This is a genomic window from Nitrospira sp. KM1 (assembly GCF_011405515.1).
GTDB lineage: Bacteria > Nitrospirota > Nitrospiria > Nitrospirales > Nitrospiraceae > Nitrospira_C.
In genome coordinates, this window is the sequence record NZ_AP022671.1 from 2,444,958 (window position 1) to 2,461,373 (window position 16,416).

The 16,416-nt window shown below is 56.9% G+C and carries 16 protein-coding genes; 9 read left to right on the forward strand and 7 right to left on the reverse strand.

The window, feature by feature from the left end; genetic code table 11:
• The first annotated feature begins 290 nt into the window (after nt 1-290).
• The 3 genes from W02_RS11315 (at nt 291) to W02_RS11325 (ending at nt 5,944) form a co-directional block, all read left to right on the forward strand.
• On the forward strand, nt 291-3,737 hold the full coding sequence (locus W02_RS11315; RefSeq protein WP_173047744.1) for a molybdopterin-dependent oxidoreductase: 3,447 nt from the start codon (nt 291-293) through the stop codon (nt 3,735-3,737).
• 71 nt (nt 3,738-3,808) lie between these two features.
• On the forward strand, nt 3,809-5,098 hold the full coding sequence (locus W02_RS11320; protein ID WP_173047506.1) for a 4Fe-4S dicluster domain-containing protein: 1,290 nt from the start codon (nt 3,809-3,811) through the stop codon (nt 5,096-5,098).
• A 201-nt stretch (nt 5,099-5,299) separates the two neighbouring features.
• On the forward strand, nt 5,300-5,944 hold the full coding sequence (locus W02_RS11325) for a CHASE3 domain-containing protein (protein WP_173047745.1): 645 nt from the start codon (nt 5,300-5,302) through the stop codon (nt 5,942-5,944).
• A 95-nt stretch (nt 5,945-6,039) separates the two neighbouring features.
• Here W02_RS11325 and xth read toward each other — a convergent pair whose 3' ends face one another.
• On the reverse strand, nt 6,040-6,813 hold the full coding sequence (gene xth / locus W02_RS11330) for an exodeoxyribonuclease III (protein ID WP_173047747.1): 774 nt from the start codon (nt 6,811-6,813) through the stop codon (nt 6,040-6,042).
• Between the two features lie 239 nt (nt 6,814-7,052).
• On the reverse strand, nt 7,053-7,931 hold the full coding sequence (locus W02_RS11335; RefSeq protein WP_173047749.1) for a mechanosensitive ion channel domain-containing protein: 879 nt from the start codon (nt 7,929-7,931) through the stop codon (nt 7,053-7,055).
• A gap of 38 nt (nt 7,932-7,969) precedes the next feature.
• Between W02_RS11335 and W02_RS11340 the strand changes: the two genes are divergently transcribed.
• Nucleotides 7,970-9,517, forward strand: coding sequence for an HDOD domain-containing protein (locus W02_RS11340; protein ID WP_173047751.1), 1,548 nt, complete (start codon nt 7,970-7,972; stop codon nt 9,515-9,517).
• 8 nt (nt 9,518-9,525) lie between these two features.
• On the opposite strand, the gene W02_RS11345 is transcribed toward W02_RS11340, so the two are convergent.
• Genes W02_RS11345 through W02_RS11360 form a run of 4 tightly spaced genes read right to left on the reverse strand, consistent with a single transcriptional unit; the run spans nt 9,526 to nt 12,287 of the window.
• Nucleotides 9,526-9,921 carry a hypothetical protein gene (locus W02_RS11345; RefSeq protein WP_173047753.1) on the reverse strand — a complete coding sequence of 132 codons (396 nt, stop codon included), beginning with the start codon at nt 9,919-9,921 and terminating at the stop codon, nt 9,526-9,528.
• A 28-nt stretch (nt 9,922-9,949) separates the two neighbouring features.
• The gene (locus W02_RS11350) at nt 9,950-10,195 is read right to left on the reverse strand and encodes a hypothetical protein (RefSeq protein WP_173047755.1); all 246 of its coding nucleotides are present in this window, start codon (nt 10,193-10,195) and stop codon (nt 9,950-9,952) included.
• Between the two features lie 32 nt (nt 10,196-10,227).
• On the reverse strand, nt 10,228-10,902 hold the full coding sequence (locus W02_RS11355; RefSeq protein ID WP_173047757.1) for a tetratricopeptide repeat protein: 675 nt from the start codon (nt 10,900-10,902) through the stop codon (nt 10,228-10,230).
• Nucleotides 10,899-12,287, reverse strand: a complete 1,389-nt coding sequence (locus tag W02_RS11360; RefSeq protein ID WP_173047759.1) for an NAD(P)/FAD-dependent oxidoreductase — start codon at nt 12,285-12,287, stop codon at nt 10,899-10,901. Before W02_RS11360 ends, W02_RS11355 begins: the two co-directional genes overlap by 4 nt.
• A gap of 62 nt (nt 12,288-12,349) precedes the next feature.
• Between W02_RS11360 and W02_RS11365 the strand changes: the two genes are divergently transcribed.
• Both W02_RS11365 and W02_RS11370 read left to right on the forward strand, forming a co-directional pair.
• Entirely contained in the window at nt 12,350-12,571 is a 222-nt protein-coding gene (locus W02_RS11365) for a DUF1653 domain-containing protein (protein ID WP_173047761.1), read from the forward strand.
• Nucleotides 12,572-12,692: 121 nt separating this feature from the next.
• Nucleotides 12,693-13,304: an HPP family protein gene (locus W02_RS11370; protein ID WP_173047770.1), complete on the forward strand. Its 612-nt coding sequence runs from the start codon at nt 12,693-12,695 to the stop codon at nt 13,302-13,304.
• A gap of 76 nt (nt 13,305-13,380) precedes the next feature.
• Here the strand turns inward: W02_RS11370 and W02_RS11375 are convergent, their stop codons facing one another.
• On the reverse strand, nt 13,381-13,851 hold the full coding sequence (locus tag W02_RS11375) for an MEKHLA domain-containing protein (protein WP_197741997.1): 471 nt from the start codon (nt 13,849-13,851) through the stop codon (nt 13,381-13,383).
• Nucleotides 13,852-13,981: 130 nt separating this feature from the next.
• On the opposite strand from W02_RS11375, the gene leuC reads away from it, so the two are divergent.
• Genes leuC through W02_RS11390 form a run of 3 tightly spaced genes read left to right on the forward strand, consistent with a single transcriptional unit; the run spans nt 13,982 to nt 16,414 of the window.
• Nucleotides 13,982-15,385, forward strand: coding sequence for a 3-isopropylmalate dehydratase large subunit (gene leuC / locus W02_RS11380; RefSeq protein ID WP_173047772.1), 1,404 nt, complete (start codon nt 13,982-13,984; stop codon nt 15,383-15,385).
• A 4-nt stretch (nt 15,386-15,389) separates the two neighbouring features.
• A complete protein-coding gene (gene leuD / locus W02_RS11385) occupies nt 15,390-16,013 on the forward strand; it encodes a 3-isopropylmalate dehydratase small subunit (RefSeq protein ID WP_173047774.1) in 624 nt (207 codons plus the stop codon).
• Between the two features lie 14 nt (nt 16,014-16,027).
• On the forward strand, nt 16,028-16,414 hold the full coding sequence (locus W02_RS11390; protein WP_173047776.1) for a hypothetical protein: 387 nt from the start codon (nt 16,028-16,030) through the stop codon (nt 16,412-16,414).
• Nucleotides 16,415-16,416 lie beyond the last annotated feature (2 nt).

The following is a 16,416-nucleotide window of genomic DNA, read 5'->3' on the forward strand; positions in this document are numbered from 1 at the left end:
GTATTACTTACTGCGACTCCAAACGTCCGACCTACCGGTTGAATTCGGCTGGCGATCAGTTTCATAAGACATTGATTTATAAGCAATAAATTGCTCACTGTTTCGTCCAAAGAGTTTGGAAAATGGCATAGGGCTTGTAAAGCACACCTGGTGGCAAGGTTCCAATTTACGTATTTTTTTGGTTCAAGCGCTGGGCTAAGAGAAAGGGGGTGAGCGGAAAAGTGTTGGAAGCTTTTCATACCGAGAGTAGGTCAGAGCAGTAGGATTTTTTGAATTAGGAGGTGTTCGCGATGCAGCTAACACAAGTATCACGTCGGCAATTCCTCAAAGCGACGGTCGGGACTGTGGCCGCGATAGCGGTGGCGGACAAGGTCCTGGCATTAACCGCTTTGCAGCCGGTCATCGAGGTGGGCAACCCACTCGGTGATTATCCGGATCGCTCATGGGAGCGGGTGTATCACGATCAATACCGCTATGATTCATCATTCACCTGGTGTTGTTCTCCGAATGACACCCACGGCTGTCGCATCCGCGCATTCGTCCGGAACGGTGTCGTCATGCGGGTGGAACAGAACTACGATCACCAAACGTATGAAGACCTGTACGGCAATCGCGGAACGTTCGCCCATAACCCGCGGATGTGTCTGAAGGGCTTCACCTTCCATCGCCGCGTCTACGGCCCGTATCGTTTGAAGGGCCCGCTGATGCGGAAAGGGTGGAAGGAATGGATGGATGCCGGCTCACCTGAGCTGACGCCGGATGTGAAGCGCAAATACAAATTCGACAGCCGCTTTCTCGATGACATGATGCGCGTGTCCTGGGACACCGCGGCGACGTATGCGGCCAAAGGTTGCGTGGTCATTGCAACCCGCTACAGCGGAGAGGCCGGTGCGCGGCGGTTGCGCGAACAGGGTTATGCGCCGGAAATGATCGAGATGATGAAGGGCGCCGGAGTGCGGTGCTTTAAGCATCGGGCCGGTATGCCTGTCCTGGGGATCATCGGCAAAATGATGAACACCCGCTTCAACGGCGGAGTGTTGCCGCTCCTGGATTCGTGGATCCGCAAGGTCGATGCGGATCGGGCCCAGGGTGGAAAATATTATTCGAACTATACGTGGCACGGGGACCAGGATCCTTCTCACCCCTGGTGGAACGGCACGCAGAACTGCGACGTGGATCTTTCCGACATGCGCTTCTCCAAGCTGAACACCAGCTGGGGGAAGAATTTCGTCGAGAACAAGATGCCGGAAGCGCACTGGAAGCTCGAGTCGATCGAGCGGGGCGCTCGCATCGTGGTCATCACTCCGGAATACAATCCAACGGCGTATCGGGCCGATTACTGGATTCCAGTCCGTCCGGAGACCGATGCTTGTCTCTTCCTGGGTGCATGCAAAATCATCCTCGACGAGAACTTGCAGGACATCGATTACATCAAGCAGTTCACGGACATGCCGTTGTTGGTCCGTACCGACACGCTGCAGTACTTGGATCCGCGGGACGTGATTGCGGATTACAAGTTCCCGGATTTCACCAAGTCCTACTCAGGCCGCATCCAGGCGCTCAAAGGTGAACAAATCGAGCGGTTGGGCGGATTCATGGTGTGGGATTCGAACAAGAAGCAACCGGTGGCTATCCATCGGGAGCAGGTCGGTCACCATTTCGTACAGACCGGTATTGATCCGGCATTGACGGGAACCTACCGCGTCAAATTACTGAACGGCCGAGAAGTGGACGTCGCGTCCATCTATCAGCTGTACCTGGTGCACTTGCAGGACTACGATCTGGATACAACACATCAGATCACGAGGTCGCCGAAGGATCTCATTGTCCGTTGGGGCAGAGATTCGGGCACGATCAAGCCTGCTGCGATGCACAACGGTGAAGGTGTATGTCACTACTTCCATATGACCGAAATGGGACGGGCCGCTGCATTCGTCCTGACCCTGACCGGTAACATCGGGAAGTTCGGCACCGGTTGTCATACGTGGTCCGGAAACTACAAGGCCGGTATCTGGAATGCCACGCCTTGGTCCGGAGCTGGCTTGGCGGTACACACGGGCGAGGATCCGTTCAATCAGACCCTTGATGCCAATGCGCACGGCAAAGAAATCAAGACCAAGTCCTACTATTACGGCGAGGAAGTCGGCTACTGGAACCACGGCGACACCGCGCTGATCGTGAACACCCCGAAGTACGGACGCAAGGTCTTTACCGGCAAGACACACATGCCGAGCCCCAGCAAAGTCCGCTGGGTCACCAACGTCAACATCCTCAACAACGCGAAGCACCATTACGACATGGTGAAAAACGTGGATCCGAACATCGAGATGATCGTGACCCAGGACATCGAGATGACCTCGGACGTCAACCACGCCGATATCGCCTTTGCGTGTAACTCCTGGATGGAGTTCACCTATCCGGAAATGACCGCCACGGTGTCCAATCCGTGGATCCAGATCTGGAAGGGCGGCATCCGGCCGTTGTACGACACGCGAAACGATGCCGACACCTTTGCAGGTGTGGCAGCCAAGTTGACGGAAATGACGGGTGACGTGCGAATCCGTCAGGTGTTCCATTTCGTCTACCAGAACCGCGTCGACGTCTATGTGCAACGCGCACTCGACGCCAGTGCGACCTGCTACGGCTACAGCGCAGACGTCATGCTGAAGTCGGAGAAGGGCTGGATGGTCATGGGAAGAACCTATCCCCGCCACCCGCTCTGGGAAGAGACGAATGAAAGCAAGCCGCAGTGGACGCGTTGCGGACGGATCGAGACCTATCGAATCGAGCCGGAAGCCATTGAATACGGCGAGAACTTCATTGTCCACCGGGAAGGCCCGGAGGCGACGCCGTATCTGCCAAACGCGATCTTCACCACGAATCCGTACATCCGACCGGATGACTACGGGATTCCGATCACGGCGCAGCACCACGATGACAAGCACATCCGCAACATCAAGCTGCCGTGGCAGGAAATCAAGCGGCACGGCAACCCGTTGTGGGAGAAGGGGTACCAGTTCTACTGCGTGACGCCCAAGACCCGGCACCGGGTGCACAGCCAGTGGTCGGTGAACGATTGGGTGCAGATTTACGAGTCGAACTTCGGCGATCCGTACCGCATGGACAAACGGACGCCGGGCGTCGGCGAGCACCAGATCCACATCAACCCGCAGGCGGCGAAAGACCGCGGCATCAACGACGGCGACTATGTCTATGTGGACGGCAACCCGGTGGACCGGCCCTATCGGGGCTGGAAGCCCTCGGATCCGTTCTACAAGGTCGCGCGCTTGATGATTCGCGCGAAGTACAACCCGGCCTATCCGTATCACGTGACGATGGCGAAACACGCTCCGTACGTGTCGACGGCGAAGTCGGTGAAGGGCCACGAGACGCGGCCGGACGGCCGGGCGATCGCGGTGGACACCGGCTATCAATCCAACTTCCGGTATGGGGCCCAACAGTCCTTTACCCGGTCGTGGCTGATGCCGATGCACCAGACCGACTCACTCCCGGGCAAGCACGCGATTGCCTGGAAGTTCAAGTGGGGCTATGCGATTGACCACCATGCGATCAACACGACCCCGAAGGAATGCTTGATCCGCATCACGAAGGCGGAAGACGGCGGCATCGGGGCCCGCGGGCCGTGGGAACCAGTCCGGACCGGGTTTACGCCGGGTCAGGAGAACGAATTCATGATCAAGTGGCTCAAAGGGGAGCACATCAAGATCAAGGTGTAACAACTTGACCCGCATGACGCACCCATTGAGCAGCAAGACTCACATGATCATGATCAGAAGGAGGATTCACAATGCCTGAAGTCTATAACTGGCAACTGGGACGGAAGATGCTGTACCCGTACGAGGAGCGGCATCCGAAGTGGCAGTTTGCCTTTGTGTTCAACATCAATCGGTGTTTGGCCTGTCAGACCTGTTCGATGGCGGACAAGTCGACGTGGCTGTTTTCGAAGGGGCAGGAGTACATGTGGTGGAACAACGTGGAGACGAAGCCCTACGGGGGGTATCCGCAGTTCTACGACGTGAAGATCACGCAGTTGATCGAGCAGGTGAACCCGGGGGGGCAGGTGTGGAACGTGCGGGTGGGCCGCAAGCACCATGCGCCCTATGGGGTGTTCGAAGGGATGACGATCTTCGACGCGGGGGCCAAGGTGGGCCAGGCGGCGATCGGCTACATCCCGACGGACCAGGAATGGCGCTTCGTGAACATCTACGAGGACACCGCCACCTCGATGCGCTCCTTGGTGGAAGGCATCGATAAGTCGGGGTTCTCGCGCGATGAACCGTGGCGGCTCACGGGCAGCAGCCTGCCGGAGCATGAGACGTTCTTCTTCTACCTGCAGCGGATCTGCAACCACTGCACATACCCGGGGTGTCTGGCGGCCTGTCCGCGCAAGGCGATCTACAAGCGGCCGGAAGACGGCATTGTGTTGATCGACCAGAACCGCTGCCGGGGGTACAAGAAGTGCGTGGAGCAGTGTCCGTTTAAGAAGCCGATGTACCGGGGGACGACCCGGGTGTCGGAGAAGTGCATTGCGTGCTATCCGCGGATCGAGGGCAAGGATCCGCTGACGGGCGGGGAGCCGATGGAGACGCGCTGTATGGCGGCGTGCGTGGGCAAGATCCGCATGCAGAGCCTGGTGCGCATCGGCGAAGACGGCCTGTGGGCGGAGGACCGGTGGCATCCCCTGTACTACACCATTCGGGTGGAGCAGGTGGCGCTGCCCTTGTATCCGCAGTGGGGCACCGAGCCCAACGGCTTCTACATTCCGCCGCGGCATTCCCCCCGGGGCTATGCGCGGCAGATGTTCGGCCCGGGCGTCGACAATGCCATTGAGAAGTACCTGGTGCCGAGCCGGGAGCTGTTGGCCGTCCTCCAACTCTGGCGGGCCAGCCAGCAGATCATCTTCCGCTACGACGTCATTCCGGGCCCGAAGGTGTTTGAAACCCAGATCCACGGGAAGCGCTTTGAGATGTACAACGATACCGTGCTGGGCTTCAACAAGTCGGGCAAGGAAGTGGCCCGCATCCAGGTCGAAGAGCCCATCTACATTCGCCCCGCCGAACGGGTGAACTGGCTCTAGGCTCAACGGGACCCTACGATCGGCTGGGCGGCAACGTCCAGCTGGATCGTACCGAGGTTCGGCGAAGGGCAGAGTATTGAACAAATACTCTGCCCTTCTTCTTTTAGACTGCTTCGTTCTTGCCACGCACCTGAAACACACACGACAAACTTGGCGGATATTGGTAGTATCCGGCTCGGATACAAAACCACCAGAGGAATCGTGGGACAACGCAACAAGATGTGGGTCTATTTCTGTACGGGGGTCGTTCTGGTCCTGCTTTTCCTGGCGGAACAGGCCTACATCGTAAAGCAATGGCACGAAGCCCTGGACGCACAACATCGTCGCAATGCCATCAAGGTACAGCTGCTGACGCTGCAACGCCTGGCAGCTGATATCGACAACGGATTTCGAGGCTATGCCCTCATGCGGCAGAGCATGTTTCTGGCCCCGATGGTAGCCGCGGAAGCCGAAATCCCTCAGGTTCTCAGGAAATTGAACGAGCTGATGGAATCGACTCCATCCCTCCAGGGCACCGTTCAGGTCCTACGGAGACGGATGGAGGAACTCGTGGATACCAAGCGTCGTCTCACCTTAAAAATCGACTCCGGACATCAAGAGGAAGTGCTGATGTACGTCCGAACCGGGGACGGGTTGGCTCTTGCCAAAACGATCGCTAATGCATTTGTTGATCTGGAAACGAAGATCGAGCGGGAATTTCACGACGCCGACATCCTCTACGCTGACAAGCAGAAACAAACGATGTGGCAACTCGTCGCCGCCCAAGGCGGTGCGGTCTTCGTCGGGGTGCTCGTCATCGAACTCTTGCTTTCCACCTTTTCATCATCTCATCGTCAGGAAGTATAGTGCTCACCGGCGCACGTTCGGAGATGCGCGTGCCAAATCCTTTGTCGGGACTATGACCGCGTGTGCCGAAGCGGGGTGGAGGCTGGAGATACCTGTCAGATCAGAAATTCCGCCCACAGAAACGTATGGTCTGATGGATCTTTTCCTCGACGGGGATCCACATCGACTTCCGCCTTGACGCATTGCTTGGCCAGCGAGGCGGTAGCCAAAATATGATCAATACGCCATCCCTTGTTGGAGTCCAGAGAACTCGGCGCTCGATAATCCCAAAATGTGAACTGCTGCCGGTCTGGAAACAGCGTCACGAAAACATCTTCAAACCCCCACCCTCGCGTCATCTCGTAAGCCTTCCGGGCATCTTCGTGATAACAGACGTGGGTGAGATGTTTCTCGGGACTATGCACATCCATCGGCCTTGGTGCCACGTTCATGTCTCCGCACCAAACCGCCGGTTTCTCAGGCGATAAGTGCCTCTCAAAATAAGTACGCAACCGCCTGAACCATTCAAGCTTGTAGGCATACTTGGGTGAATTGATCTCAAACCCCTGAGGAATATAGGTATTGATGATCGGTATGCCCTTGATCACGGCGTGGAGAAGCCTTGGCTCATCCGGCTCCCTTCCATCATCGAGCCCGGCCCGTACGGCTTCAGGCTTTTCGCGACTCAAGATCGCCACGCCATTATACGACTTCATGCCACGAAATGTGATGTCATATCCTGAAACCGCCAGGGCTTGCAGCGGGAACTCGCCATCTTGCACTTTCGTTTCCTGCAAGCAGAGGACATCCGGATTCTCTTTTTGTAGCCAAGCGAGCACGGTCGGAAGCCTCTTACGAAGCGAATTGGCATTAAATGTAGCGATTTTCACAGCAACGCCTGTAGGTGTGGTCGGATGCTACCAGATGCTCATAAGGGCAGACAAGCCGTGAGCGGACCTCACGTGTTTTCAGCGCCTCCGAAATCCAATGCTCGTAGAGGGCGTTTATTTATCGGGGGAGCGGCGCTCCGTCGTCCGAAGAAGAAGGGCGGCCTTCCCAGCGACGATGTGAACGGAGAACTGGGCAATCGGTGAGCCCGCCGACAAAGGGCGTGACGATGGTTTTGAGATTACTCGGTGTGACGCGGTCGTGTCAGAAATCGTCTCAGAATAGCTTGTTCAACTCGCGACCGACCACGATCCAGGGCTGGGAACCGAAGGACTAAACTGATCCGTCCAGGCTCAGGAAGTTGGATCGTCACCCGGGGCTCCGGTGACGGTGCTTCAAGAAGATCCGTCTCCTCCAACAGTTTCATGTGTCGACTAGCCTCTTGCATGAATGGTTCGCATTCAGCTTTAGCCGCAGCCAGTAGCCGTTGTTCCGCTTCCTGCCAATCCTCTTCTCCCCGAAGCGGTACCGTAATCGTGTAGAGACCATATTCCTGTGCCGGATTCTCCTTTATCAGAGGGGTCGTAAACAACAGGCTGTTCGGAAAGATGGTTACACGTCCGGTGTACAGATGGGTTGTCTGGCCTGGACCGATCTCCAGCAGTTTGGTTGCGAACGCATCATGGTCGAGCACCACTCCCCGATAGCCTGCGATTTGAATGCGGTCTCCGACGGAATACACTTTCCCCGCCACCCGCAGCGCTGCACCGCTCCAGCAAAGGAGCAGTTCTTTCGTGGCCAACACGAGAGCAGCCGCCAGCGCCACCATTGAGACCGCAAAGACCTGAAGCTCATGTGCCCAGATCACGGCCAGTCCGAGCAGGAACGAAAAGACGATCCAATTGCGCGTGGTCACGACCCAGCGTCGCTTTGTTTCCATTGAGAGGGCATGGTTACGTGAAATCCACCGGACGATCAGCACCCTGCTGATCAATAGAAGAACCAACCACAGCAGAGACTTCAGGCCGTCGAGAAGGACTGAGCTATCAACGGGTGCCAAATGGAACTCCATCATCATGACATGGCCTACGCGAAGACATCGGTCAAGAATCGTTCCCATTCATCCGATAGAGAGACAAGCCGACCTAAGGAGACGCGATGTCTGTGTTTTCCCTGAGCGAAGAGCCGGGGCTTGTGACCGCCGTTCGGACACACGTGCACGAAAATCTCAAATCACTCTTCGATAGCGCAAATCCATGCTTACCAGCACTGGAGAAAACGTGCCAGAAAATTCTCAGTCTCGCGGGAGGCCTCACGGGAGCCGATGAGCTGGCTCAATTAGTCAGCCGGGACCCGGCATTGACCTGTAAAGTGCTTCAGGTTGCCAACAGCATTGCTTACAGCCCTCACCATGTCATCAACTCAGTCCCTCACGCCGTCACATGGCTCGGACTCGATACCGTGCGTTCCATCGTAACGGCCGCGCAACTCGTCGAGCAACTACATGACATGCCGGAACGGCAACAATTGGTCGGAGACATCATCGGTCGCGCGCTGGTCGTCGCGGTGCACGCCAATGAATTGGGAGCGGCGGTCAATCACTCCGCAACGCATCAGTTGTTTGGATCGGCCATGCTCTACACGGTCGGTGACCTTGCGATCGCCTACCAGGCGCCGACACTGTACCGATCGATCCTGAGTGTTTCCAGTTCTCCTTTGGGCGTTTCTCGTGAGTCGGAAGAAATCAAGGTGATCGGCGTGTCGAGACGCAGGTTTACTCAGGCATTGGCACACATCTGGGGACTGCCCGGGCACATAAACCAGTTGTTTGCAGCGGATGTCGACGGTCTGCACGGCCACTGGCATGGGGACCGTGAAACGTTTCAGGGCCTCATCATTGGGTGTGCGGCCTTGGTAGAAGCAAAGATGGGTGCCGCTTCCCGTCCGGCTCTGGAGGAGGCACGGGGGTTTCTGCAGAAGGGAACAGGGTTACCGAGCCAGGTTCTGGGAGACATCCTCGTCCGAGCCATGGATAGGGGTCATCAACTCATTCGTTCCGCAGGGATGTTTTGGAACCACAAAGAGCAATGTCTGGAACCTCCCAAACCCAAGGTAGTCATGTCCGTTGGCCATTCCAGTCCTTCCGCTCAAACCGTGTCCGCACAGCCGGCGTTCCAGAAGAAACCTTCTCCGGTCGAAACCAGACCGCTTGAAACCCTGCAGGCATTGCAATCGTGTCTCCACGAAGCCAAAGATTTAAACGCGCTCCTTGGAGCGCTGGTTCGGGCGCTGCATCGGGATGCAGGCTTCGATCGAGTGGCTCTCGCGCTGCTCAATCCTCATGATACCGATCAATTGGTGGGCAGGCTTCTCTTGGGTATCGACCCTCCGGGGCCGCACCTCACGAGTTTGAATGGATCACTCGGCCATGACCATCCCTATTTTTTGAGTCTGCTAAAGCAGCCAGGACCGACACTGATCGAGGATTGGGGAAAAGAAACGCAGAACTCCTCCAGTTTTCTCCACCTTTGGAATGCCGGCTCCGGGATCGTCGCGCCTTTACGGATCGGGACCAGACCCATCGGCCTCATTTACAGCGATTGCGGACCGCGGCCTCGGACCGTCGTTGCGAAAGACTACCAGGCGTTTCAACTCTTTTTCAGCCAGGCAACGCTCAGCATGAATCGCCTGGCCGGAGTTCTGTAAAATCAACGTCACTCCGCATTCAGCTGATCGCGAGTGCCGGGCACGCATTCTTCGCGTTTCCATTGTTTGAGGATTTTTTCCTCATTAAAGGTCAGCGTGTATCGATAGCAGTAGAGTCTTTCCTTCGGCCCTTCTCCCGGTTTTCCCAATAAAGAAGCTGCCTGTTTGGTCGCATCCGCCAGGCCCGAAATATGAAAAGCGCTCAACTCCTTTTCAGTGAGCGGAACCCGGTATGTCCAAATCGTATCGCCTCCGAGCGCGGGTGTTTTGGCCGTATGGGGAGGACCCATCTTTTCGATCACGTTGTCCTGAGACAAATGATTGATCCCTTTCTTGAAATATCCGTCGCGCCACGGACCACCACACCCGGCACAGAGAACGGTCGCCAAAAGCCATGACGGCATTGTACGGATAATCGACGGGGTGTTCATCTCACGATTTGGGTGGGTCTTGAAGTTCCTGCATGCGCTTGATGGAGCAATAGAGGGCATACCCTTGCGCGAGCATTCCGGTGACGAGCAGGCCGAGGGCCGTCCGAAGCCAGTGAGACCCCTGGTCTTCAAGGCCGTACATTCCAGCCACAAATCCTAAGGCAATAGCGACGATTCCGACAAACCGCGCCACCATGGCATTGGCTCGCCAATTCGATTTGGCCGGGTCTTTGGCCGAGGAAAACATACTTGTACGCTACAACGGAACGCGCGAGCGGTTCAACTCTGCGCAAGGCGAATCGTGCGTGCTCGGGATTCGAAAGTCACGGCTTCATCTTTCCGGCCCATCTTCCTCAACGCATTGGCAAGGTCCTCAAGTGTTTTGGCCACTTCAGGATGAGAAGCACCCAGCGCGCGCTCTCTGATCATCAAGGCACGGCGATAGAGAGGCTCGGCTTGGTCGGGATGACCCTGGGAGACACGCAACTGCGCCAGATTCACCACACTGAGCGCGACATCGGGATGATCCGGCCCGAGCAATTGCTCCTTGATGGCCAACGCCCGTTTCAAGAGTGGATCGGCCTCAGCATATTGCCCGTACATGCGATGCAGGACGCCCAGATTGTTCAGCACTGCCGCCACATCCGCATGCTGCTCTCCGTGGACCGCTTGGTAAATTTTGAGGGCCTGCAAATACACCGGCTCGGCCTCCGTGTGCTTCCCCTGTCCGGCATAGACCTGCGCGAGCTGTGAGAGACTGACGGCGACTCGTCGATCCTGGAGACCGAACTCCTCGGCTTTCCCAACCGCCACCCGAAAGATCCGTTCAGCCTCCGCATAGTTGCCTTGCTGGACGGCTCGTTGCCCGGCGGCCATCGTCGATTCCCACGATTGCTGCTCGCAGCCCTGCAAACAGAGGGCGAGGACTGCGGTCACAAGGCAGGTTCGGATCATCGTTTGTCTATGCGCTCGACAAGGGCTTCGGCCGGATATGTGACGATCTCGGCAAGCGTCGGGTGGTAATGCGGCATGCGCATCAGATCATACACGGTCCCACGATAGTACATGACGGCGATCAGCTCATGAATCAGCTCACCTGCCTCTGGTCCCACGATTTGCGCTCCCAGCAATTGCCCATTCTCCGGAACCGCCAGGAGTTTCACAAATCCGTACCGATCCCCTCTGCACATGGCCTTGCCGTGATCACTGAAGGGATAGGACGCCACGAGATAAGGAATCTCTCTCACACGGCAGGTCTTCTCGCTCAAGCCCACGAGAGCGACTTGAGGATCGGTGAAGATGACCTCCGTCACGAGCCGATCGTCGAACTGTCTGGGCACCTCAGCCAAATGAGTCGCGTTGAAACCGGCCAGCTCACCCTGCTGAATGGCAATATGGACGATGTCATACAGATTGGTTACGTCGCCGACGGCAAAAATATGCCGCTGTGACGTTCGCATCGCTCCATCAACGACCACGCGCCCGTCAACCACCCTGACATCAGCCGCCTCCAGGTTCAGATCGTCGACACAGGGACGCCGTCCCATTGCCTGCAGTACCTGTTCGCCCCGGACAGTCATTGGTTCTCCACGATGTATGAACGAGACGGACCTGCTCGCTTCAACTCCTTTGCGGATTCCAGTTAGAGCCGTATCCGTGAATACCGTTACGCCTTCATCTTCAAGAGCCTGCTTCAGTACCGTCCCGATATCATCGTCGAGGTGCGACAGCAGGTGAGGGCTCCGTTGAATGACCGTGACAGACGTTCCAATACGTGAAAAAAATTGCCCCAGTTCCAGGGCAACCGGGCCGGCGCCCAATACAATCAGAGAGGAGGGTTGATCTCGAAGATCGAGGAGGTCATCGCTGGTGAGATAACCGCACTCCCTCAATCCGGGAATGGCGACTTCCCGGGGCACCGAGCCGGTGGCAATAATGAATGCCTTGCCCGTCAGACGAAATGGCCCTGCTTGCAGCTCGTGAGGACTGAGAAATGAGGCGTGATGCTCGTAGAGCGCAAAGCGAGGATCTCGAAGTTGGCCGATGCGATAGTCTGCAAATTCGCTGACTAAGCGGTCCTTGCGGTCAATAATGGTCTTGAGGTCGGCCTTCGCCGCGGCGGGTGCCAGCCCGAATTCCTGCGCCCGTTGTATTAAAGCGGCGATCTCTGCCGTTCTGAGAATCGCCTTCGTGGGCATGCAGCCACGGAGAATACAGAGGCCTCCCAACGGCCCCTGATCCACAATGGCCACATCGGCGCCTGCATCCTTTGCGGTTCGAGCGGCGGCATACCCAGCCGACCCCCCTCCGATAATGATCACATCATGTGTCCGGTCCATGTTCCGTCAGACCTGTCGTTCAGTTTACACTGTACTCAGAGCGTATGAATGGTGAAGAATACATGATGATCCGTCCAGGCCGCTATCGTCATTATAAGGGACGGGAGTACGAGGTTATCGGTGTCGCCAGGCATTCCGAAACCGAAGAGGAGTTTGTCGTGTATCGCGCTTTGTACGGCGACTTCGGTCTTTGGATCAGGCCGACATTGATGTTCAGTGAGACCATCCTGATCGAAGGTCGCTCCATTCCCCGATTCCAGCTCATCGCAGATCCCCCCTCTTAGATACTTTAATCGGCGCTTCCGGAACCCGGTGGACTTCCCGCCCAGCCCGGTCACGCAAAACAGCGACGTCCTGCTCCTTAAGTATGGACCCTCCCTGCCGATAGAGAGATGAGAGGGGAGCATGCCGATCATACTCAGTGTCAACGGCAATGTGGAATCGTATCCGGCCTCCCCGCTGCCATCGAAGACAGCTCGTGTCGAATCCGTGGGAGCTTCGGCGGATGCGCCTTCGGAGGAGCGTGGCCGACGGTCCACTCAACTTGCACGCGAAGCGTACGAACAGCAAACCAGGCAGACGGGGTTCACCAGGATCACCGTCCTCGCGCAAGATTTGATGACCTCGCCGGTCGTGACGCTCGGTTCAGACGGTACCCTCACCGAAGCGTGGGAATTGATGAAGCTGAAAGGATTTCGTCACCTTCCCGTCACATCGCTCCACGGTACGTTAGTGGGAATGGTATCCGATCGAGATCTTCTTCGACAGGTTCCAGACTTTCTGGTTTCCAAGATGGCCGTCATTGCCTCCACTCGCCGTTTGGCAGAAATTATCTCTCCCCGTCTGATCTCAGCGACTCCGACAACCGACATCCGGGAGATTGCGCGGGTCATGGCAGAAGAGGATATCCGCGCCGTTCCGATACTGGATTGGAACCGTTGCCCCATCGGCATCATTACGACTGCGGATCTTCTTCACGGACTCGCTCGCCATATTCCTCTCGAATTGTGGACGTGAGGCAGTTGCCTTCGTCGCCTGCCTTCAAGCCTGATTGCCTAATTTGCATCTCTCCGTCGAGAGATGTGACGAGGCGTCAGGACATCCACTTCCACTTTTCAAACGTGGCGGCTTGACCCACCGTCTGCCCGTTGCAATCCCGTATCGTCCAGATGCACGCATCATCGACAATAAAACGCCGTCCCGAAGACGTGATCCGGACACCCCGGTAGCGATCGAAATATCCACGCTCCCTCGCCAGAGACAACATGCGATCGCGCTCGGCCTGTTCAACAGGTTCGGCAGTAAATCTTGAGGGCATGGTTTTCATGCGTTCCCAGGAAAAATCCCACAGCGAGAGCGCCGCCTGGTTGGCATAATTCAGAATGGGATCCTCTTCTTTGCCATGTGATACGACAATGCGCGGAAATTCAAATAACCTACGGGCCTGAGTTTCCGGCCCTCCGCTCCGATCGATCAATTCACGGCCGGTCCAATGACAATGGCTGTCCAACATCCATTGGGTCCATTCCACCACCTGACCATCCTTCCAAGGCAATCGGGACACAGTCGTCCACTCCTTCGTTGAAATGATTCGTGCGTGCCCGGCTACGGTGAGGCAGGGCGCTTCACACGTGTACAGGGCCTAGGACGACTCTGTATAATAGCTCTCCCTGAAACACTCAGAGGAGATAGTCATGTCGGGTCAGACTCTATTCGAAAAAATCTGGGATTCACACATCGTTCGCTCGGAACCTGATGGAACGACTCTACTATATATCGACAGGCAACTGGTCCATGAAGTGACGTCCCCCCAAGCCTTCGAAGGCCTGAAACTCGCGGGCCGACGTCCCAGGCGTCCGGGAGCGACGCTGGCGGTCCCCGACCACAATGTTCCAACGACCGATCGCAGTCTGGGTATTACGGACCGCGTCAGTGCGTTGCAGATTCAGACGCTGAGCGACAACTGCCGGGATTTCGGGATCACGTTGTTCGGGATGGATGATCCCCGCCAGGGCATTGTGCACGTCATCGGTCCGGAGCAGGGATTCACGCTTCCGGGTACCACCATCGTCTGCGGTGATTCGCATACGTCCACTCATGGTGCCTTTGGCGCCTTGGCGTTCGGCATTGGAACCAGCGAAGTCGAGCATGTCTTGGCCACGCAATGTTTGGTCCAGAAACGACCGAAGACGATGGCCATCAAAGTGGACGGGGCCCTATCACCCCACTGCTCGGCCAAGGATGTCATTCTCGCCATTATTGGAAAACTCGGAACGGCAGGAGGCACCGGCTACGTGATCGAGTATACCGGATCCGTCATTCGTGCTCTCAGCATGGAAGGACGGATGACGCTGTGCAACATGTCGATCGAAGCGGGAGCGAGAGCGGGGATGGTGGCGCCGGATGAAAAGACTGTCGCCTATATTCAAGACCGTCCATTGGCGCCTCGAGGCGCCCTCTTCAATCAGGCGGTGAACGCCTGGGCGTTGCTGAAAACCGATGAAGATGCAAAATACGACGCGACTGTTGTATTACATGCGGAGGAGATCGCCCCGCAGGTAAGCTGGGGGACGAGCCCCGGTATGGTGACCGGTGTCGACGGCACCGTTCCTGATCCTGCGGCCATCGGAGACGAGAAGACGAGGATGGCAACCGAGCGGGCGCTGGAATATATGGGACTGAGACCCAACATGTCTATTACCGACATCACCATCGACAAGGTCTTCATCGGGTCTTGTACGAACTCACGCATCGAAGACCTTCGTCTGGCGGCGAGACTCGCGAAAGGCAGAACGGTCGCGAAATCCGTACACGCGATGGTAGTGCCTGGATCGGGGCTGATCAAGCGACAGGCTGAGGAAGAGGGTCTCCACCGAGTGTTTACTGATGCGGGATTCGAATGGCGGGAGGCAGGGTGCAGCATGTGCTTGGCGATGAACGCCGACGTGCTTCAGCCCGGCGAACGGTGTGCGTCGACCAGCAATCGAAACTTCGAAGGACGGCAGGGGGCCGGCGGCCGAACGCATCTGGTGTCCCCCGCTATGGCCGTCGCCGCGGCGATTGAGGGGCATTTCGTCGACATTCGAAACTGGAGATAGGGAGATGCAGGCCTTTACCACATTGACAGGGCGAGTAGCCGTTCTCGATCGCATGAATGTCGATACGGACCAGATCATCCCGAAGCAGTTCCTGAAGACCATCAAGCGGACGGGATTGCGCGAAGGGCTGTTTTACGACTGGCGGAAGTTGAAAGATGGATCGGCTGATCCGGCGTTCTTTTTAAACCAACCTCGTTACGCGGGGGCGGCGATTCTGCTGACCAGGGATAACTTCGGCTGCGGGTCGTCCAGAGAGCACGCGCCGTGGGCCTTGCTCGATCAGGGCTTTCGCTGCATCATTGCGCCGAGCTTTGCCGACATTTTTTACAACAACTGCCTTCAAAACGGCATCCTTCCAGTGACGTTACAGGCCGAAGAAGTGCAAGATCTCATGCGTGACGTCATCGCAACTCCCGGCGCGCAAGCGACCGTCGATCTGGACACTCAGCTCGTGACTGGGCCGGCAGGTGGGACCTATCGGTTCGCGATCGATCCGTTCAGGAAGGATTGTCTATTCCGTGGCCTGGACTCAATCGGGCTGACATTGCAGCACGAGGGAGCCATTGCCGCCTATGAGGCCCGACGACGTGCCGAGGCGCCCTGGCTGTTTGCCGATATTGGGCGGTAAGGGATGAATCTCCGTTGAACCGGTCTGCGTTGCTCATTCCCGTTATGTGGCTTTGGCGCCCAAAACTCTTTTTCCTCCTCATCCTGTTCGTTGGATCGGCGTATTTGCTCGTCGCGTTCAACTATAGTTATTCCGACGGCAGCCGGGCCGGGTATATTCAGAAGTTTTCCAAAAAGGGATGGTTCTGCAAGACTCACGAAGGTGAGCTGGCGATGACGACCGTCCCGGGGTTGGCGCCCGTCTTGTGGGATTTTACAATTTGGGACGAGAACGTGGCGACCGACCTCTCGAAGATCTTGGGAAAACGTGTGATCCTTCATTACAAGGAATATCGGTATCTTCCCACGACCTGCTTCGGTGACACGCCCTATTTTGTGGATCGCGTCGAGCTGCAAGAATAGCA